This is a genomic window from Vibrio sp. 1CM8B (genome assembly GCF_023161685.1).
GTDB classification, from domain to species: Bacteria; Pseudomonadota; Gammaproteobacteria; order Enterobacterales; family Vibrionaceae; genus Vibrio; species Vibrio coralliirubri.
The window spans coordinates 50,583-69,336 of sequence record NZ_JALNTU010000010.1 but is presented as its reverse complement, the minus strand read 5'-3'; the positions used below and the strand labels follow the sequence as shown (position 1 = coordinate 69,336).

The 18,754-nt window shown below is 44.7% G+C and carries 16 protein-coding genes; 9 read left to right on the top strand and 7 right to left on the bottom strand.

The genetic code is table 11. The annotated features are described in order from the left end of the window. Positions 1-164: 164 nt before the first annotated feature. From MSG36_RS17875 to MSG36_RS17860, 4 genes are all read left to right on the top strand, one after another. Entirely contained in the window at positions 165-1,736 is a 1,572-nt protein-coding gene (locus MSG36_RS17875) for an amidase (RefSeq protein WP_248369119.1), read from the top strand. 43 nt (positions 1,737-1,779) lie between these two features. Next, the gene (locus tag MSG36_RS17870) at positions 1,780-2,778 is read left to right on the top strand and encodes a DUF2860 family protein (RefSeq protein ID WP_248369116.1); all 999 of its coding nucleotides are present in this window, start codon (positions 1,780-1,782) and stop codon (positions 2,776-2,778) included. 104 nt (positions 2,779-2,882) lie between these two features. Then, the gene (locus tag MSG36_RS17865) at positions 2,883-3,902 is read left to right on the top strand and encodes a helix-turn-helix transcriptional regulator (protein ID WP_048614650.1); all 1,020 of its coding nucleotides are present in this window, start codon (positions 2,883-2,885) and stop codon (positions 3,900-3,902) included. Positions 3,903-4,040: 138 nt separating this feature from the next. Continuing rightward, positions 4,041-4,934 carry a DMT family transporter gene (locus MSG36_RS17860; RefSeq protein WP_248369113.1) on the top strand — a complete coding sequence of 298 codons (894 nt, stop codon included), beginning with the start codon at positions 4,041-4,043 and terminating at the stop codon, positions 4,932-4,934. A gap of 112 nt (positions 4,935-5,046) precedes the next feature. On the opposite strand, the gene MSG36_RS17855 is transcribed toward MSG36_RS17860, so the two are convergent. Continuing rightward, positions 5,047-5,931, bottom strand: coding sequence for an SMP-30/gluconolactonase/LRE family protein (locus MSG36_RS17855; protein ID WP_248369110.1), 885 nt, complete (start codon positions 5,929-5,931; stop codon positions 5,047-5,049). A 99-nt stretch (positions 5,932-6,030) separates the two neighbouring features. On the opposite strand from MSG36_RS17855, the gene MSG36_RS17850 reads away from it, so the two are divergent. Then, positions 6,031-6,927: a LysR family transcriptional regulator gene (locus MSG36_RS17850; protein ID WP_248369107.1), complete on the top strand. Its 897-nt coding sequence runs from the start codon at positions 6,031-6,033 to the stop codon at positions 6,925-6,927. Between the two features lie 922 nt (positions 6,928-7,849). Here the strand turns inward: MSG36_RS17850 and MSG36_RS17845 are convergent. From MSG36_RS17845 to MSG36_RS17825, 5 genes are all read right to left on the bottom strand, one after another. Next, positions 7,850-8,863, bottom strand: a complete 1,014-nt coding sequence (locus MSG36_RS17845; protein ID WP_123322200.1) for a manganese-dependent inorganic pyrophosphatase — start codon at positions 8,861-8,863, stop codon at positions 7,850-7,852. Positions 8,864-9,288: 425 nt separating this feature from the next. Continuing rightward, positions 9,289-9,738, bottom strand: coding sequence for a septal ring lytic transglycosylase RlpA family protein (locus MSG36_RS17840; protein ID WP_048614662.1), 450 nt, complete (start codon positions 9,736-9,738; stop codon positions 9,289-9,291). Between the two features lie 308 nt (positions 9,739-10,046). Continuing rightward, positions 10,047-10,538 (bottom strand): VOC family protein, encoded by a 492-nt coding sequence (locus MSG36_RS17835; protein ID WP_248369104.1) that lies wholly within the window; start codon positions 10,536-10,538, stop codon positions 10,047-10,049. Positions 10,539-10,784: 246 nt separating this feature from the next. Then, positions 10,785-12,161, bottom strand: coding sequence for a nucleobase:cation symporter-2 family protein (locus MSG36_RS17830; RefSeq protein WP_248369101.1), 1,377 nt, complete (start codon positions 12,159-12,161; stop codon positions 10,785-10,787). 298 nt (positions 12,162-12,459) lie between these two features. Further along, positions 12,460-13,329 carry a patatin-like phospholipase family protein gene (locus MSG36_RS17825; RefSeq protein WP_050622070.1) on the bottom strand — a complete coding sequence of 290 codons (870 nt, stop codon included), beginning with the start codon at positions 13,327-13,329 and terminating at the stop codon, positions 12,460-12,462. A 231-nt stretch (positions 13,330-13,560) separates the two neighbouring features. Here MSG36_RS17825 and MSG36_RS17820 point away from each other — a divergent pair, with 231 nt between their 5' ends. Together MSG36_RS17820 and MSG36_RS17815 are read left to right on the top strand one after the other, a co-directional pair. Continuing rightward, positions 13,561-14,451 (top strand): AraC family transcriptional regulator, encoded by an 891-nt coding sequence (locus tag MSG36_RS17820; protein ID WP_082151294.1) that lies wholly within the window; start codon positions 13,561-13,563, stop codon positions 14,449-14,451. A 138-nt stretch (positions 14,452-14,589) separates the two neighbouring features. Then, positions 14,590-15,297, top strand: a complete 708-nt coding sequence (locus tag MSG36_RS17815) for a fibrobacter succinogenes major paralogous domain-containing protein (RefSeq protein WP_248369099.1) — start codon at positions 14,590-14,592, stop codon at positions 15,295-15,297. Positions 15,298-15,439: 142 nt separating this feature from the next. Here the strand turns inward: MSG36_RS17815 and MSG36_RS17810 are convergent, their stop codons facing one another. Then, on the bottom strand, positions 15,440-15,931 hold the full coding sequence (locus MSG36_RS17810) for a VOC family protein (RefSeq protein ID WP_050650295.1): 492 nt from the start codon (positions 15,929-15,931) through the stop codon (positions 15,440-15,442). Positions 15,932-16,377: 446 nt separating this feature from the next. Here MSG36_RS17810 and ahpC point away from each other — a divergent pair, with 446 nt between their 5' ends. Both ahpC and ahpF read left to right on the top strand, forming a co-directional pair. Then, a complete protein-coding gene (ahpC, locus tag MSG36_RS17805) occupies positions 16,378-16,935 on the top strand; it encodes an alkyl hydroperoxide reductase subunit C (protein WP_016798107.1) in 558 nt (185 codons plus the stop codon). Positions 16,936-17,133: 198 nt separating this feature from the next. Beyond that, positions 17,134-18,726 carry an alkyl hydroperoxide reductase subunit F gene (gene ahpF / locus MSG36_RS17800; RefSeq protein ID WP_248369097.1) on the top strand — a complete coding sequence of 531 codons (1,593 nt, stop codon included), beginning with the start codon at positions 17,134-17,136 and terminating at the stop codon, positions 18,724-18,726. Positions 18,727-18,754: the final 28 nt, after the last annotated feature.

Sequence of the window (18,754 nt, the reverse complement as noted above, 5' to 3'; positions counted from 1 at the left end):
CAAATCAGTTGGCGTGAATGGTATGAACATTGGCGGTATTTGCACTGCAAGCCAACACGCCAATCTTTATTCTACTCCCATAAATAAACACACGGAGTGACGCTAAGCCTAGCGAACTAGGTTTCGAAACAAGGATAGTGACTTTCTAACTTGGGATAGAAACGATGACTATCAATGAATTAAAACGCAGAGATTTTTTCAAAGTTATGGGGAAAGGTGCAGTTTCAGCTGCGGCTATCTCTCTGCCGACCTTAGCGAATGCAACACCAACTTCGCCAACAAATTTGCCTTCAGATCACCAAACCGTTGACTCGCCACTGGATGCGACTGAGATGGCGAATCTGATAAGAGACAAAAAAGCCTCGCCAAAAGAATTCGTGCAAGAAGCCATCTATAAAATTCGCCAGACCAATGATCAGGTTAATGCGGTGGTTGCTGAGTGCTTTGACTTAGCGCTAGAGCGTGCGAACTCGTTTAACCCAAACTCACCCTTTGCTGGCGTGCCTTTCTTGGTGAAAGACTGCGTTGATGTTGCTGGGCTTGAATGCACCCTGGGTTCGAAGCTAAACCAAGGCAGAAAACCCAATACGACCTCTTGGTTTATTCGTGCGACTCAAAATGCAGGGCTGAACACCATTGGCATGACGAACATCCCTGAGATGATGACACTAGGCTGCACCCAGAACTCCCTTTATGGCGCGACGCGCAACCCATGGGATCTAAGCCGAGGTGTTCACTCATCAACTGGCGGTGGCGCAGCAGCGATTGCAGCTGGCTATGTACCCTTAGTGCACTCTACTGATGGTGGCGGTTCTTCTTGTATGCCCGCTTCGGCGACTGGAATCTTTGGTTTTAAGCCAAGTCGAGAATCTTTGATCTCAGGGCTAACTGACGGCTCAACAAACGAAGGTTTTACCCATCAATCGTTTATGTCCAGAACCGTTCGTGACGCTTCTTTGGCAGTTTCAGTCACCGAGCATCATACAAAGAATGATTTTGAGACGCCTTTTCCTCGAACCCCAATAGGAATGGTTAATGCTTCTCTTAACCGTCAGATAAAGATTGGCGTCACCCTCAAAGATATCCACGGCAGGCTTCCTGATGAAGATACGCTCGCAGCCATTCGTTCTACGGTCTCTTTGCTCGAAAGCCTTGGGCATATCGTTATCGAAGTTGAACAACCAATCCAAAATGGCGATGTGTTCATGCGTAACTACATGGGCGTATTTGGCAACAAGATGGCAAGCTTTGCTGAGCAATTCGACCGCTTAGGGATGCCGCTAGAATCGATGCCAGACAAAGTGAGCGATAACGTCGTCTATTTAGCTCGTACGATGCAAGCGCGCTTAAAAGCCACTCCTAGCTTGTATATCGACTCTCAACAGCGATGCCGAAACTTCGCGATCAATCACAACCGAGAGTTCTTTAAAAACATAGATATATGGCTCACCCCTTGTGCAAACCATCTTCCTTTGGACATCGCATATTTCGACCAGAAAGCGCACTCCGGCAAAGAGATATGGGCACGTTCAGAAAAATTGATGTCCTACACGCCTATCGAAAACGTGGCAGGCAATCCAGCGATGTCGGTTCCCTTGTATTGGAACAAGCAGAACCTTCCTGTCGGTAGCCACTTTTCCGCAGCGAGAGGCAACGACCGCCTGTTATTTGAATTGGCCTATCAACTAGAACACGCAAAGCCTTGGGCAAACATAAAAGCCCCGATTGCGCTTTAACAAGCGATTCAATTTAGAAAATCATTTAAGTACGAGTCTATTGATGAAACATATTATTTTCCTATTCTTGGCAAGTCTGACGCTTGCGCCACACTCATTCGCAGCTCTAGCTCCAAGTGAAGGCTTCAGTGGCAACATGACCTTCCTAACTGGCTTCACCGCAAACTCAAGCAATCTCAATGTTGGTCAAAGCAATCATCAATCTCAAGCCGATTTAATGTCGTCGGGTAACACGGAAGCCGAGGGAATGGTCGCTGTTTTGGGTTCGGTGCAATACACCTTTGGCGCTTTGAATCACAAACAGTTTTTCTTAGGCACCTCAAGAGACGACATCATCACTGGTACGCTGGCATTTGAAATTGGATATAGACAGCAAGTGGAAAGCGGCATGGTGGTCGATTTTTCTATCTTGCCGACTCTGATATCTGGCGAAGTGTGGGATGACCCTTATGCTGTTGACTCAAATAGGAAAGAAACCGACCTCACTGGCACTGTGGTTCGAATGCAGCTTTCAAGAATAATGGGCTCGAACTTTAATCTCGATGTTGCTTCTGGTGAGTCAGACGTTAAAAAAGAAAACACCGGCCTAAAGGGGCTTGGTTTAACTGACGAAGAACGCGCACTGATGATTCGAGAACGAAAGTACTTTTATCTCAAGTCTGGTTATCAGTACTTCTTGAAAGATGGGTCAGGCATTCTCACACCTTCAATGAATGTTTTCTCTTCAGATTCTGAGGGTGATGCACTATCGTTCTTGAGCCTTGGCGCGGAAATCAACCTAGCGAAAAGATACGGAAATCATGGTCTTGCTTTAACACTCAATGCAGCAAAACGCAGCTATGATAAAGAGAATCCAATCTTTAATAAGACACGTGAAGACAAAGACTTTGGCGCCTTCGTTGCTTATGAATACGCCAATATCTTTGATGCAAAAAACTGGTCTTTGGTGTCACTGCTCGGCGCGAAGACAACGAATTCAAACATTGAGTATTACCAATCATCACAATATGTGGTTTCAGTCGGTGTTGATTACAAATTCTAAGGTTGAACTGAGATTTTCATTACTTGTAACCCGTAAACAAATCCTTTAATTTGGACATATTACCGAGAAGAACACTCTTCAATCGCCAGCAATAACAGGGAGTTATGGTGGAAAGTTTTAGTACTCAATTGCCCATTTTTTGGTTTAAAACTTTAGATTCTGCTATTCAGGCTAGAATTGGAGACAGCAGCGATATCTGGTCGGGAGCAGAGGTCTACAAACAACTTTGCTCCGCCGAATCGATCTCGGCTTATCAGCTTCAAACCGCCATCACCAATATCTACCAACGCTTTGATCATGAACTGATCGACCTATTTGATGAATCTGCTCGCTACTTCGATGAGCTTGAAATGGGCGCGCCGGTAATGGCCATGCTCACCGCGCCAGATCTCGCCAGCTTTTGCCAACTGCTGAGCCGCTACTCCATTCATATACATCCGCTACTGAAAATATTCAGTCGTGAAACAGAGAGTGGTGAAGTCGAGCTTTGGGGCGTCACACCCGAGTACATTGACGAAACCACACTGATGACACACATCAGTTTGGGACTCTATTTCAGTATTATGATCAAGCTCGTTCGCAGGTACCTTAATGCGCCAAATCAAAAGCTCGCCATTCACATTCATAAAAACACTATCGGTGATGAGTTCTTGAGCATCTATGAGCGTGTCTTTAATGTTGAAATGAAGGAGGGCTTCCCCGCCCGTTATCTCCTTTTTCCTAACGATCTTGTTCAAGCAAAACCTCGCCAATTCCAAGCCGACTTTCATGCAGAGTTAGTGCGAATCGCCGATCAACAGATGGAAAAAACGTTAAAAACTAACCTGATCTACAAAGTGAATGAAACGTTCAAGGTGCTCGCGGTGAAAGACACCAACCTAGATAGCGTGGCGAATAATCTTCACATCAGCCCTCGAACCCTCAATCGTAAACTTAAACAACAAGGTGTGAGCTTTCGTCGTTTATTCGATAAATACCGTCTTGAACTGAGCATGACGCTACTGAATCAGAACGACGGCAATATTACCTATGTGGCTCACGAACTCGGCTTTTCAGACTCGAGCGCATTCAGTCGAGCATTCAAAAACTGGACTGGGCACTCTCCTACTGAACTCAGGTCGTAACAACAGATCTCGCCCCCCCCCATATCACTACGCATCGAACGACACTCCTCTTACTTGGTTTTTGTTCTTACATATTTTCGATTCTCATGTATTATGTGCGCCCATAATTGTATGACAAATATGTAGCACCGTTTCTGTATGACCAAAGCCACCAACCACGCGATTTTGCTCTTAGTATTCGCAAACCTGCTCGCCTCCTTTTCAGACGTCTCACTCAAAGTGCTGAACGGTGAAGTGCCCACGTTCCAATATGTGTTTATCCGTCAGCTATTGAGCGTGATGTTGCTGCTTCCTTTTTGGCTAAAGCTCCCCAAAGAGACGCGCATGCAAGGTGGTTGTCGCATCAACTTCTTGCGGGCCCAATTCATCCTGGTGGGCAGCGGCTGCGCAATGATTGCCATCACACACCTCACCTTGGCGACCGCAAACGCGATGTTCTATGTTGGGCCCATTCTCATGCTCCCGCTTTCTATTGTTTTATTGAAAGAGAAACCGACATCATCAAAAGTAGTCGCGACATTGATTGGCTTCGTGGGTGTGTTAATCGTGTTGCGTCCAGAGCAATTTCACTGGGCCGCTATTGCAGGCTTAGGCAGTGCGCTCGCGATGGGCGTCGGCAACATTTTGATTAAACGTCTTCACGCAGAACAACACATTATCTCGACACTATTTTGGACCAGTGTGATGACTCTGCCGCTGGCGTTGGCTCTTGCTCTGCCTGCATGGGCGGCGATTGAATGGCGTCATGTTGGATGGATTATGGCAATAAACCTATTCGTTCTGGGATACCATGCCCTTGTGGTGGTGGCTTATAAAAAAGCGCCAGCAAACCAAATTGCTATCGCAGAATACTCAGGGTTGGTGTTTGTGACCCTATTTGGCGTGATGTGGTTTGACGAGATTCCAGACATGCTGACCCTTGTCGGTATCAGCCTCATCGTCATTCCTACGATGCCAATAAAATGGAAAAAGTACTTCAGCAGGTCAAATCAAACGGCCCTTGATATAGAGGCCAATCAGCCTAGGCCTTAATCGTCGGCAGCACCATTAAAGCGCATCGAGCTAACCCACTTTCGACTTATTCAAACTAGAAAAGGGACCGGTATTTCTACCCGTCCCTTTTTGTTTTCGTTTGTGTCAGGCGTTACTTAAGCTTAAACACCAACACTTTGTTGTATGCCGTTACCATCAGTAAGTCTTGCTGTTGCCCGCCAATTTCTAGGTTGCTGATATGGCCCGCATCGATGGCAATGAAGTCTATTTGCTTACCGTCTTTATCGAACACACCCACTCCACCATGCGCTGCAACAAAGAGGTTGTCATCGGCATCAACAGCAACGCCATCAACCATAGGTTCAGAGCCAGACTCCGCCTTCACCTGGGCAAACTGCGTCTTATTGCTGAGTGACTGTCCATCAACATCAAATCGGTATACCCAGCCATCAGATGTGTCGGCAACGTATAACGAAGATTCATCAGAAGAAAAAGCGATGCCGTTTGGCAGCTTGAACTCTCCAGTGATCAACTTTAGATCACCATCTAAATAACGATAAACGCCATTAACCGGTTGCTCTGATTCTGCCTTTGCTGGGCCGTAACCTTGGATACCAAACGGAGGATCGGTAAACCACACGCTGCCATCGCTGTTAACGGTTAAATCGTTCGGGCTATTAAGCAGTTTGCCGTTATACGTTGCAGCGACAATCACTTTCTCTCCGTTGCCCTGACGGTACGACAACTTTCTATCATGGCGAGCAGCCCAAAGGTTGCCTTTCGCATCAATATCGAGACCATTGGCATAGCCAGAATTGTCATCAAACACGCTCAGCTTGCCGTTAAGATCGTAAGAATAGGTTGTGTTATTTGGGATATCGCTAAACAAGAAACGTTGATGTTCCACATCCCATGTAGGGCCTTCAACAAAGCCGAATGAGTCTCCAACCAATGTTGGGTTGCTTTCTACAACAGAGGCAGCTGAAACATTCATAGAGGCAGCCATTGCAGCGGTAATAAGTAGTAATTTGTTCATTGTTCTTCTCCTTTCTGTTTACGTTTTGAATCTTAGTTTCTTGAATGAGTGAGAAAAACAGTACAAAATGACTTCACTGTTTACTAAATGGCGTTAATGATGAATTTGATTTATATGCAGACCTTCTTGACTGTCGCCGAAGAGCAAAGCTTCACCAAGGCCGCTGAAGTATTGGATGTGTCAAAAGGTTTGGTGTCTCGGCATGTACAACGGCTCGAAGAAACATTGAATTCTAAACTGTTTCACAGAACGACTCGTTCTATCAGCCTCACGGAAGTGGGCGAAGAGTTGTATTCGAAAGCGAAGCAAATTCAACTATTAGCAATCGAAGCGGAAATGCGTGTCTTAGACATGACGCAGGAAGTGGCAGGCGATTTAAAAATTACCGCACCGATAGAGTTTGGGCGTGCGCTTTGTCGTCATATCATCCCTACTTTCAAGCAAGAGTACCCAAAAGTGGATTTGATTCTCGACTTTGGGCCGATGAAAAAGAAGATCGAGTCTGGCGACTTTGACATTGCTTTTCGAGCCTACGATGAACTGCCTAATGATGTGATTGCCAACGATCTCGGGCATATCCGCAATGTTCTCGTTTGTAGTGCGGGTTACGCATCGACTAACCCACTTGCCACCACTAAAGACATCCATAAATGCAGCTTCATTCTTAACAGTCAAAATGAACGCTGGAATCAGCTGGAGTTGATCAATGGCGAGCAAACCTACCATGTTGAAGTAACTGGAAGCGTTAGCTCGAATACCTACAGTTCAATTTTAGAGTTGGCGATGCAAGGGATAGGTGTCGCCAGCTTGCCGTTCTATCAAGTTGAAGAGCAGATCAAACAAGGTAAGCTTATTCACGTGTTCCCAGAATGGTCGATAAAAGCCCAGAAGCTAAGCCTTATCTATTCTCAAAGAAGGGTAACACCGCAGAAGTTGGTCACTTTTAACCGAGCGGTAAAAGAGTGGTTGGGAGCGAATAACGCATATACGTTGTGAGTCTTAGAACGCCAAATCTTTCAATTGGAACGTATGTGCGTTCCATTCATATCAGGCGCAATCACACTGCTTTCAATAGCTGATAGGCTGCCGTGTGTTCGCCTATTTTGAAACACCCTCCCCCTCTAGATTAACGACCGAGGGGGAGAACCTTCTTTACCGCTGAATGTGCAAATGCGGATTAAGGGGGAGGTTTCTCCATCACCTTTTGAAAAAATAAATCTTGCGTGAAAAAATAAAATGTATTGATAAAAAGCAATCTTCGCAAAACGAAAGTAACAGTTTTCATTTTTGACAATTTCGTGTCTTTATTTGTAAGTAACACCGTGTGGCTTATTGAATAAGATATTTATGGTTACCGTTAGTATTGGTCACGTGATGTCGTAATAAAAAGGTGGCGCCATCTAGCTATTGAAAAGTTGGTTCTACAATAGACACATTTGTATCTGGACTTTTGGTATAAGCGCCCCAATCTTCCGCGTCTAATTCGGTGGTATCGAGGTTTTTTGCAACAAGCCATAAATTGAACAGGCCTCACACTACACTCCATTTATTTGATGTTGGTTCCATATTTATTCTACGTACCGACATCTCGATCAGTAAAGTAATGGGCTATATAACCAAAAGTTATAATTTAATTTCTTTTAATACCAAGTTTGCATGTTTGTTGTTATTTATGCTTAGCCGATTACTAACGTGAATGAAGTGGATCATTCCATTAAATATAAGAAAGTTTTAGTTCGTTAAACATACATTTCTATTTAAATTTGATATCACGGTATAAAAATCGAATTGTTATAAATGAGAGCAAAGTCATACGATGAATTCTAAGCTTTAATGAATAAACTTAAAAATGAGTGAAGGGATTGGTATCTCTACCAATCCCTTCACTACTTATTTATAAAGTAACGGGGCTTGCTCTCTACAAGCTCTCAATTGCCTTTTGAACCGCAGGGCCAATCTGACGCTTACGCGAAGTGACGCCTTCTAACGTCAACATGTCGCTTGTTGGTTCAGCGTTGAAAGCGGACTTGATGACCTGATAGTCGCTTTCATCTACCCACAGTAAGTTTGCTTCTTTGTTCTTAGTGTCTGTGATTGAGAAGAACAGATGATCTAAGCCGTTCTCTTCTTTATAAGACTTCATCGCTGCCAAAAGCTCGTCTTTACGATCAATCAGTTGTTGAGCCGTTAGCGTTTCAGCCACACCGATACCCACCTGTTTGCCACCGTATTTAAAGTTTTTGTAATCCAGCGTCAGAATGGTTTCAGAAGAAAGGTGACTGAGATCCGACTTAGCAATCAGCATCTGTTGGCCGAAGTCTTCGATATCTGAAATGCCTGCAACCTTTGCCAGTTTCTCGGCGTATTCACGATCGTACTCAGTCGTGGTTGATGATTGGAATACCACAGTATCAGAAAGGATTGCGCCTAAGCCGACACAAGCAAGGTGTTTAGGTAGGGTCACATCCAACTTTTCAGCGTTGTCAGCCAGAATAGTTGCAGCCGATCCCCAACCTCGAATATCCATTTCGACAATTTGTGGTGTATTAATCGGTGAGCCACCAATTGCGTGATGATCAACTACAGCAACAATCGATGCTTGGTCAATGGTTGGCGCTAGCTGAGTGACCTGATTGAAATCCACCAGCCCCACGCGGTATGAAGAGTAATCTGTCTCTACGCGTGGCGATTCTGCATTACAGTAGTTCAAGATGAAGGTGGATTCTGGATTAATCGGCTCTGGCACTGTCGCTGTACCGCCATAGATATGAGCCGCGAGCATCGCAGACATTACCGTGTCGCTGTCTGGGCTAAGGTGTCCTGTCCATACGAGATCTTCACTGTTTTCATTGGCAGATTGTTGCAAGCTAAAAGCAAAACTTGCTGAACTGAAAGACATAATTACGGCTGCAACGACAGGGGTTAGCTTCACGGGTATTTCCTTATTTGAATGCGATATAGAACCCCATAAGCTAAACACCAAAAATTTCAGAACCGTGTCAGCGATATTTCAGATTTACTTCAGTGAGTAACGAAATGTAATTTCCCCTAGGCTTTCACTGTTAATCACACCAAAACTCAACTTGGATTAGGTTAGCTTTTCATTATTTCACAATGAATTTCAATGAACCCTAATGATAAGAAAGCTAAGACACTGATTTATTGACCACATAACATCATCAACCCACATATTAGAAATAAGATAATCTTATTAAAAATGGATTATCGAAAGGCACAAAAAAGGCTACAAAGCAGCCTTATTGAGTAGGCATAAATGTGACATTCAATCATCGAGACCGAGGTTCTGTTCCTCCCAGGAGTCGGAGATGTAAACCAAGGGGAGGTTAGGAGGGGGTTCTAGTGTTTGTATCGAAAGGTGTTGCTGTCATCAATGATCTCAATTTTGACTGTTGCTACGCCTTTCTTGACGTCACCAATTTGAGAGAATGCTTTGTGCGAAAGGTCAATCACTCGGCCTTTTACGTAGGGGCCTCTATCGTTAATTTTCACATCGACTGACTTGTTATTGGCTGTATTGGTCACTCTTACGATAGTCCCAAATGGCAAGGTTTTGTGAGCGGCTGTATAAGCATTTTTATTATACGTTTCACCACTTGCTGTCAGTTTTCCGTGGAATTTATCGCCATACCAAGAAGCCACTCCCACAAGCGCATGTGAATTGGCATAGCCCTTTGTTTTTGAAGTATCGACGGCCGCATGTGACGAGCATCCGGCAAGCAAAGTAATAAGAAAAGCGGCAAAGATAAGGTTTAGTTTTTTCATGCTATTTGAGTAGATCTTCTTCATGTAATGTTTATCTATTTTCATTGTAGTGCGGTTCAGCAGTATTGAACTGAGTATTATGAATTCTCAGCGAAGGCTATCACCAGTGTATTCCGTAATATTTTCATGAAGCTCGCTCGCTTCAGTCATATTCATGAAAGGTTTTATCTTCAAAACGTCAACTTTAACAACGCTTTAAACCTGATTACTTCTTAATCACCCCATGCGATGGAGCACTTAAAAAGCACACAAACACAAAAAAGGATTGGTATCTCTACCAATCCTTTTTAGGGGGTGTTCGGTTTTCTACCTTATGAAAGGTAGTAACGCGATTACTCGTAGTCAGTCGCGTACGTATCTTCGTATGAGTGCGAGTAGAATTCGAACAGGTTGCCAAACGGGTCTTCTAGGTAAACCATTTGTGCTTGTTTTAGTTCGTCTTCTGGGTGGTAACGCATGATGTCCATACGAACCTTACCGCCAAACTCTTCAACACGCTTAATCGCTGAATGAAACTGCTCTTTTGGAAGCTGTAGACAGAAGTGGAAGATACCTAAGCGAGAGAAATCTACTTCGTGACGCTCTTGGCGCTCTTTCATTTCGAACAGCTCAACACCGATACCATCAGATGTTACTAGGTGTGCAATGTTGAAGCCTTTAAAGCCTTCACCGAACACAGCGATACACATGCGGCCGATTGCTGATTCGCGCTCTTCCATCACTTTGGTGTTGTTCATTACGACTCTTAGACCTAAAGCTTTCGTGTAAAACTCGACTGCTTTGTCCATGTCGCCAACCATGATGCCTACGTGATTCATTTTCATAACTTTCTCCAAATTCTCTTTAATTCTGTATTTTTCGAAGACTCGCTTCGGTGTTTCGTTTCGATGGAGAGAGTATATGGAGATACGACGATTAACTTAAATTATCATAATTTATATTAATGATAATTTTATGTTATTTACTAAGTTAAGTGAGATGCCAACACGTCACACAATAAGTTAAAGTTCAGAGCCACATATGTCATGTGGCTCTAGTTAAACATCCTTAGTTCAGCACGAAGAAGCCCGTTACGCTTTACTGGTTTGAACTGCATCCGAGATCGGCTTGGCTTTTGTTTCAGGCACCAATGACATCAACCCGGTAATCACAAGCGCGGCAATACCAGACATGGTTACAGGTGAGCCAAATATGCTTTGCACTAGCTTGGGTGCTTCTTTCAATAAATCTGGTACCAGCATGACACCAAGCCCTAAGCCTAGTGAGATGGCTATCGTCATGATTCTGCGGCGATCCAGTTTCTCATTGGCGATGATTTTGATGCCCGCAGCAGCAACCGTACCGAACATCACTAATGTCGCCCCGCCTAAGACTGGCTTTGGAATCGTCATTAATACCGCACCTAAGATGGGAAATAGCCCTAACAGAAAAAGAATCGCGGCAATGAAATAGCCGATGTAGCGACTCGCGATCCCCGTAAAATGGATCACACCGTTGTTCTGGCTGAAAGTCGTGTTCGGAAAAGTATTGAATACCGCAGCGATAAGTGAGTTCACGCCGTCACCCAGCACGCCAGCCTTGAGTCGATTGAGGTATTTAGGCCCTTTAACCGGCTGCCCTGAAAACATGCTGTTGGCGGTAAGGTCGCCCGTGGTTTCAATAACGGTAATCAAGTAAATAAAAGCGATAGGCAGGAAGGCTTGCCAATCAAAAGCGAAGCCATATTTAAATGGGACAGGAATACTCAATAGCGGTTGAGAAGCAAAAGAAACCATTGACGCTTTGCCCATCAAAATGGCAACGCCCCAGCCAACTACCATCCCAACTAAAATCGACGACAACCTAACCATATTATTGTTGCTCAGGTTAAGCGCGACTATCGTTCCGAGGACGATGGCACCCAACATCAGATTGCTTCCAGAGCCAAAATCTTCTGCGCCAACGCCACCAGCAATATCTGTGACGCCAACTTTAATCAAAGAGATGCCAATCGTGGTGATAACGATTCCGGTCACAACTGGGGTGATCACCACTTTCAGCTTTTCGATAAAACGCGAGAGGACAATTTCGACAAACGCACCGAAGAAGCAAACACCAAAAATGGTCGCCAGCATTTCATCCGGATCACCGCCATTCGCTTTAACAAGGAAGCCCGCACCTAATACAGATCCTAAGAACGCAAAGCTGGTTCCTTGGACACAGATCATCCCAGCACCAACTGGCCCTATTTTTCTGGCTTGGATAAAGGTACCTACCCCAGATACCATTAATGCCATGCTGATCAGATAAGGAATGTGTTCACCTAACCCTAAAACGCCACCGATAATAAGCGTGGGGGTGATAATGCCAACAAAACTGGCTAATACATGCTGCAGCGCCGCGTAACTGGCTGCTTTAACTGAAGGTCGATCGTCTAACCCGTAGATCAATTCACTGTTCTGTTCCATGTGACTTCCTTAATGTATTTTTTATTGTATACAATTTACACAAAGGGAATAGAGCAACATATATGCCAATGGTTTAACATTATATTTATCAATCAGTTAAGTTTTCCATCAAGGATATGCTGCACTAAAGAGCAACATTGTCGGTTTGTTTTAGTGCAGCCGACGGTTTATCCGATGTTCCTAAATTAAGTCCCACAAACACAAAAAAGGATTGGTATCTCTACCAATCCTTTCTAAACGTTTAAATCTCAGTTAACCAGAGTTTGAGCCAAACAGTGTTTCAGCAATATCTCCGCCGCTAGATGGAGAGCATCGCCTTTATCTCAGGCATCGCCTCTTTTGCAGCTAGATAACCCGCTTGTATCGCTTGTTCTTTTTCATTAAAAGCCGCACTTCCATTCGGTTCATAGTCCAGTCTAATGACCACATCGGCACTGTTTAGCTCTTGCTCAGACAGACGACAGCTTTGCATGCGAAAAGCCGCAAGCGTAATCTTGCTCGCCGAGACTTCTGGCGTGATTTGATTGTGACAATAGATATCAACGGCTATCACCTTTTTAGCACCGAGATCTTTAGCCGCGTAAACAGGCACAACACTAAAAATACCACCATCAACTAAGATATCACCTTGGTTTTCAACGGGTACAAATGCGCCGGGAATGGTTGATGAGGTTTGAACAGCATGCCCCGGGTTACCCGAACGAATAATAACGGTCTCTCTCGATGTCAGATTGGTCGCGGTAAGCGCGACAGGCATTGGCATATCAGACAGGTCATCATACGTCACTTGGCTGTTTATCCATTCTGACAAGTTCTTGCCATTCACCAAGCCTTTTGAAGAAAAGACAAAATCGGCGATGTCAGACATGCCAACTTTCTCTATCGCGAGTTCCATCTCTTCATAACTCAGCCCTGAAGCATATAGAGTCGCAGCAATCGAACCCGCAGAGGTGCCGCTCACCACATCAGGGGCAATGCCCTCCTCTGCCAAGGCTTTGATCACGCCTAGGTGCATAAACCCACGAACGCCACCACCGCCAAACGCAATACCGAGTTCATGCTCACCCGTTTCCGTAGAAGGTATTGCATTGAGATCGTTATAAACATTAGGTGTTGAGCAGGCCATCAAAGACAGCGTAACCAATATGAGAATGAAGCTTTTTAACATGTTCTTTTTCCAACTCTTTATTTTAAAACCACTTATCTCCACCAAGCCTTATCGTTATAACGACCAGACCCAGATTGAGCTTTTGATAAAGCACGAAAGCAGTTTGCATGCACCTATCAGCGGTAGTATTGTTGTCTGAAGTTACTATAACTCTCACAGAGATTCATAAATAGGCGAATTAATCTCAAAAACATGCCTATTTGTATCAGGTCGAACTTACGGTGCAGGTTAATGAAGCAGAAAATTAAGCAGCTAGTAGAAAGTCGTATAACGGAAGATGGCATGATCGAAACGGGTATAAAGGGAGTTCGCCTATTTAAGGTAACTCAAGCTATTCCATGTGCTCCCGCCGTCTATGAACCAACGCTAATCGTGATTTTAAGCGGCAGTAAAGAAGCAATACTCGATGGCGATAAGTACATCTATGACAGCAGTCAGTACCTGTGCTGCTCAGTCTCCATGCCTGTTGAGGCGGGTACGCCAGCAGCGACACCTGAAAATCCATTGTTAGGGGTAGCTATCTCACTCGATACCAAAGTGATGACCGAATTAGCCATCGCAATGGAGAGTGTCAGCGGCGCAGTTAAGGTCCCTAAAGGTAGCCCACAACCTCAAGGGTTATCACTCGCCAATTGGGACGACACTTTTTCTGATGCTCTACTTCGACTCATTCAGTTAGGAGACGATAAAGCAGGAACGGCCATTCTCGGCGAGAGTCGTTTAAGAGAGCTCTATTACGCTGTCTTACAAGGCGAGGCTGGTCTTTCAGTGCGAGGCGCATTTGGCATTGGCAATGAAATTGCTCGCTCAATTGAGTATTTATCGTTGAACCTGACAAAGAACGTCACGATTGATGAGCTCGCATCGCATGTCGGGATGAGCCGAGCGGTATTCCACCGAAAATTCAAACAAGCGACCCGAATGTCACCGATCCAATTTATGAAGTCGATGCGCTTGAATAATGCGGCGATGAAAATAGCTGCGGGTAAGAATGTCAATGAAGCGGCGATGGCAGTTGGGTACGTCAGCTCTTCTCAATTTAGTCGTGAGTTTAAGCGTGTGTATGGCCAGTCACCTAAGCAGTGGAGCCAATCAAAACAGCTGATTGAAAACATCGCATAGCAATAAAACAAACTGACTATTAGATCTCTCCGCCATACTAAATGAGATAAATAGGCATGTTTTAGAGAGCATATCGCCTATTTTCAGCTCAACATGAGAGTTAAAGTAACCCCATAAGATTACGACGGGTTATTCATCATGAAAAAGCTAATTTCATCTATAGGAGTCAGTATGGTTATTGCTGCCACATCATCGGCTAACGACATCAACAAAGAGTTATACCAACTGACGGATACGGTTCAAGACGCGGAAGGCAACACTTATCGCACCGTTACTATCGGGGAACAGGTTTGGTTAGCGGAAAGCCTGAGAAGCACTCAGTTCCAAGATGGTAGCCCGGTAAGATCTGGCGCGATCCCAAAAGATGATCAAGAAAATCTATTAAAATACGGACGCTTGTACAATTGGCATGATGTTTCAGATCAACGAAACCTTTGCCCAGTCGGCTGGCGAGTGGCCACCGATGAGGATTGGAAAAAGTTGGAACTGGCCATCGGTATGCCTGAGGAAGAAGTACACCAAAACGGTTGGCGCGGGGGTGATCAAAAGTTAGGTTTGCAACTCAAAGAAGCTCAAGCAGACGGGCTATTTTCCAAAGTCGACCCATCTATTGTCAATAAACAGAACTTCTTTGCTAGACCAGCAGGCGTAAAATGGAATGGTTGGTATATCACTGAAGGTGCGTACACCGAGTTTTGGACCGCGAGCAGCGCATCCGACAAAAAAGGGATTATCCGAACACTTGCTTACGCTTGGTGGAATACACACAAAAACGAAATACGCAGAGCAACAAGTTCGAAAGACTATATGTTCTCAGTTCGATGCGTAAAAACCGAAGACCAATAACTCGTCATTGTGGATGCAGTACTCGCTGCCAACGGCACATCTCCCCTGCCCCAAAAAGCACAAACAAAAAAGGATTGGTATCTCTACCAATCCTCTTTAGGGGTGTTTCGGCTTTTCTACTTTATAGAAGGTAGTAACGCGATTACTCGTAATCAGTCGCGTACGTATCTTCGTATGAATGAGAGTAGAACTCGAATAGGTTGCCAAACGGGTCTTCTAGGTAAACCATTTGCGCTTGTTTTAGGTCGTCTTCTGGGTGGTAGCGCATGATGTCCATACGAACTTTACCGCCAAATTCTTCAACGCGTTTAATCGCTGAATGAAATTGCTCTTTTGGAAGCTGTAGACAGAAGTGGAAGATACCTAGACGAGAGAAATCAACCTTATGACGATCTTCACGGTCAACCATTTCGAACATCTCAACACCGATGCCATCAGATGTTACTAGGTGAGCAATGTTGAAGCCTTTGAAGCCTTCACCAAATACAGCGATACACATACGGCCGATTGCTGATTCGCGTTCTTCCATCACTTTAGTGTTGTTCATTACAACTCTTAGACCTAGAGCCTTGGTGTAAAACTCTACCGCTTGGTCCATATCGCCAACCATGATGCCTACGTGATTCATTTTCATAACTTTCTCCAATTCGTTTTTTATTCTGTGCTTTTCGAAGTCTAGCTTCGGTATCTCGTTTCGATGAAGAGAGTATAGGCAGAGAACTTGATTAACTGAAATTATCATAATTTATATTAATAATAATTTTTTGTTATTCTCAGATTAACATGGGATTTCAGCTCACTTAAAGAAACGCTATCTACATACATGCTCACACTATAAATAGACGCTCACATTAGCAGGAGGTCAGCCCAATATAGAGAACGACCTAAAGAGCATAGCTACTCAAATCGAGTATTGCTGAGGTTTGATAGCTTTTGTCGATAACTTTCTCCTTTCGAAGATAGGATTCGCCTATTGAATCTATAGAAATGTCCGATTTCACTAATTTTCGGTGGCAATGCAATATATCTACATCGACGCGGGATAGCGTTAAACACTACAAATTAGAAAGAGAGTCCAACATGATCAACACAGAAATCAAACCATTCAACGCAACAGCATTCAAAAACGGCGAATTCGTAGAAATCACTGAGCAAGACGTTAAAGGCAAGTGGGCTGTATTCTTCTTCTACCCAGCAGACTTCACATTTGTATGTCCAACTGAGCTAGTTGACCTACAAGACAAATACGCAGAGCTTCAATCTCGCGGCGTAGAAGTTTACTCAGTATCAACTGACACGCACTTCTCTCACAAAGCATGGCACGATACTTCTGACAAAATCGGCACTATCGAATACTTCATGGTAGGCGACCAAACGGGCAACATCACAAATAACTTCAACGTTATGCGTGAAGGTCAAGGCCTTGCAGACCGTGCAACGTTCCTAATCGACCCTGAAGGCGTTATCCAAGCAATGGAAATCACAGCTGAAGGCATCGGCCGTGACGCAGAAGACCTACTACGCAAGGTTAAAGCAGCACAATACGTAGCCGCTAACCCAGGTGAAGTTTGCCCAGCTAAATGGAAAGAAGGCGAAGAGACTCTAGCTCCATCTCTAGACCTAGTAGGCAAGATTTAATCTAAGCCTAGCTAACAAGAATAGCTAAACGGTTCTACAGGCGCGCTTCGGCCCCCCTCCTAAAGGGCAGTCGCGCGCCACCCTTTCAAAACATCAACACCACAATATTTGCCGACTTGCGCCCCCTTTTTATTTTCCTTTTTCAGCAAGAAGGTATTGGTCAATACCAAGACACAGAATTTAAGAGCAGGCACGATTATGTTAGATCAAGCAATGAAGCAGCAGCTAAAAGCATACCTAGAAAACCTAAAAACCAATGTTCAATTAGTCCTTAGCCTGGATGGCAGCGACACAGCGAACAAACTTCAAGATCTGGCGAATGATATTGCGTCTTTAACCGACAAAATTGAAGTGATCCGTGATGATAGCGCGAGCACGCGCAGCCCAATCATGCAGGTAGTGAACCAAGAGAAAGGCACCGCGATCGGTTTTGCCGGTTTGCCAATGGGTCACGAATTTACGTCACTGGTTCTAGCACTGCTTCATAGTGGTGGTCACCCTATCAAGCTTGAAGCGGACGTAATCGAACAAATTAAAGAACTCAATCAAGAGCTTAATGTAGAGATTTTCATCTCACTCTCATGCCAAAACTGTCCAGAAGTGGTTCAGGCATTCAACATGATGTCGGCGATTAACCCTCTGGTTAAGACAACGATGATTGATGGCGCAGCATTCCAAGATGAAGTGAAGTCTCGCGACATCATGGCAGTGCCAAGCGTGTTCGTTAATGGTGAGCTATTTGGTCAAGGCCGTATGTCACTGGCAGAGATCCTCAACAAGGTTGATTCAGGCGCAGCAGAAAAGAAAGCAGCAAACTTAAACCAACAAGCACCGTTTGATGTATTGGTTGTCGGCGGCGGCCCTGCAGGTTCTTCAGCGGCAATTTATGCTGCACGTAAAGGCATTCGTACTGGTGTAGTTGCTGACCGATTCGGCGGTCAAGTGATGGACACCATGGCGATTGAGAACTTTATCTCAGTGAAAGCGACAACTGGCCCTAAATTAGTGGCAAGCCTTGAAGAGCACGTAAAAGAGTACGGTGTTGAAGTGATGACGGAGCAGCGCGCTGCAAACATCATTGCGGCAGAAGACACAGAAGACGGCTACATCCACGTTGAGCTAGAGAGCGGCGCAACACTGCGATCTCGCACAGTTATCACAAGTACCGGTGCTCGCTGGCGTGAAATGAACGTTCCGGGTGAGCAAGAGTACCGCAATAAAGGCGTCGCTTACTGCCCACACTGTGACGGTCCTTTATTCAAAGGTAAGAAAACAGCGGTTATTGGTGGCGGTAACTCAGGTATCGAAGCGGCGATTGATTTAGCGGGTATTGTAGAACACGTAACCGTACTTGAATTTGCAGACACACTACGTGCCGACCAAGTGCTTATCGACAAAGCAAACGCAACACCAAACATCGAAATCATCAAGATGGCTCAAACGACGCAAGTAATTGGTGATGGCAACCGTGTAACCGGTCTGGAATACAAAGACCGCAACACCGATGAACTTAAACAGATAGAACTAGCAGGTATCTTTGTTCAAATCGGCCTGATGCCAAACAGCGAATGGTTGAAGGGTTCGAAAGTTGAGCTCTCACCACGCGGTGAAATTGAGATTAACGCTCATGGTGCAACATCGATGAAAGGTGTATTTGCAGCAGGCGATGTGACAACCGTACCTTACAAACAGATCATCATTGCGATGGGTGAAGGAGCAAAAGCAAGCTTAGGTGCATTTGACCACCTAATCCGTAACTCAGCTCCAGTTAAAGAGGCTGAAACCGCTTAACCTTTACACTGAAAAGCTTAAAGCTTTT

Bases quoted from the DNA above. Each gene is read 5' to 3' on its own strand.
- MSG36_RS17875 (WP_248369119.1), top strand. From the start codon at position 165: ATGACTATCAATGAATTAAAACGCAGAGATTTTTTCAAAGTTATGGGG.
- MSG36_RS17870 (WP_248369116.1), top strand. From the start codon at position 1,780: ATGAAACATATTATTTTCCTATTCTTGGCAAGTCTGACGCTTGCGCCA.
- MSG36_RS17865 (WP_048614650.1), top strand. From the start codon at position 2,883: ATGGTGGAAAGTTTTAGTACTCAATTGCCCATTTTTTGGTTTAAAACT.
- MSG36_RS17860 (WP_248369113.1), top strand. From the start codon at position 4,041: ATGACCAAAGCCACCAACCACGCGATTTTGCTCTTAGTATTCGCAAAC.
- MSG36_RS17855 (WP_248369110.1), bottom strand. From the start codon at position 5,931: ATGAACAAATTACTACTTATTACCGCTGCAATGGCTGCCTCTATGAAT.
- MSG36_RS17850 (WP_248369107.1), top strand. From the start codon at position 6,031: ATGAATTTGATTTATATGCAGACCTTCTTGACTGTCGCCGAAGAGCAA.
- MSG36_RS17840 (WP_048614662.1), bottom strand. From the start codon at position 9,738: ATGAAGAAGATCTACTCAAATAGCATGAAAAAACTAAACCTTATCTTT.
- MSG36_RS17835 (WP_248369104.1), bottom strand. From the start codon at position 10,538: ATGAAAATGAATCACGTAGGCATCATGGTTGGCGACATGGACAAAGCA.
- MSG36_RS17830 (WP_248369101.1), bottom strand. From the start codon at position 12,161: ATGGAACAGAACAGTGAATTGATCTACGGGTTAGACGATCGACCTTCA.
- MSG36_RS17825 (WP_050622070.1), bottom strand. From the start codon at position 13,329: ATGTTAAAAAGCTTCATTCTCATATTGGTTACGCTGTCTTTGATGGCC.
- MSG36_RS17820 (WP_082151294.1), top strand. From the start codon at position 13,561: ATGAAGCAGAAAATTAAGCAGCTAGTAGAAAGTCGTATAACGGAAGAT.
- MSG36_RS17815 (WP_248369099.1), top strand. From the start codon at position 14,590: ATGAAAAAGCTAATTTCATCTATAGGAGTCAGTATGGTTATTGCTGCC.
- MSG36_RS17810 (WP_050650295.1), bottom strand. From the start codon at position 15,931: ATGAAAATGAATCACGTAGGCATCATGGTTGGCGATATGGACCAAGCG.
- ahpC (WP_016798107.1), top strand. From the start codon at position 16,378: ATGATCAACACAGAAATCAAACCATTCAACGCAACAGCATTCAAAAAC.
- ahpF (WP_248369097.1), top strand. From the start codon at position 17,134: ATGTTAGATCAAGCAATGAAGCAGCAGCTAAAAGCATACCTAGAAAAC.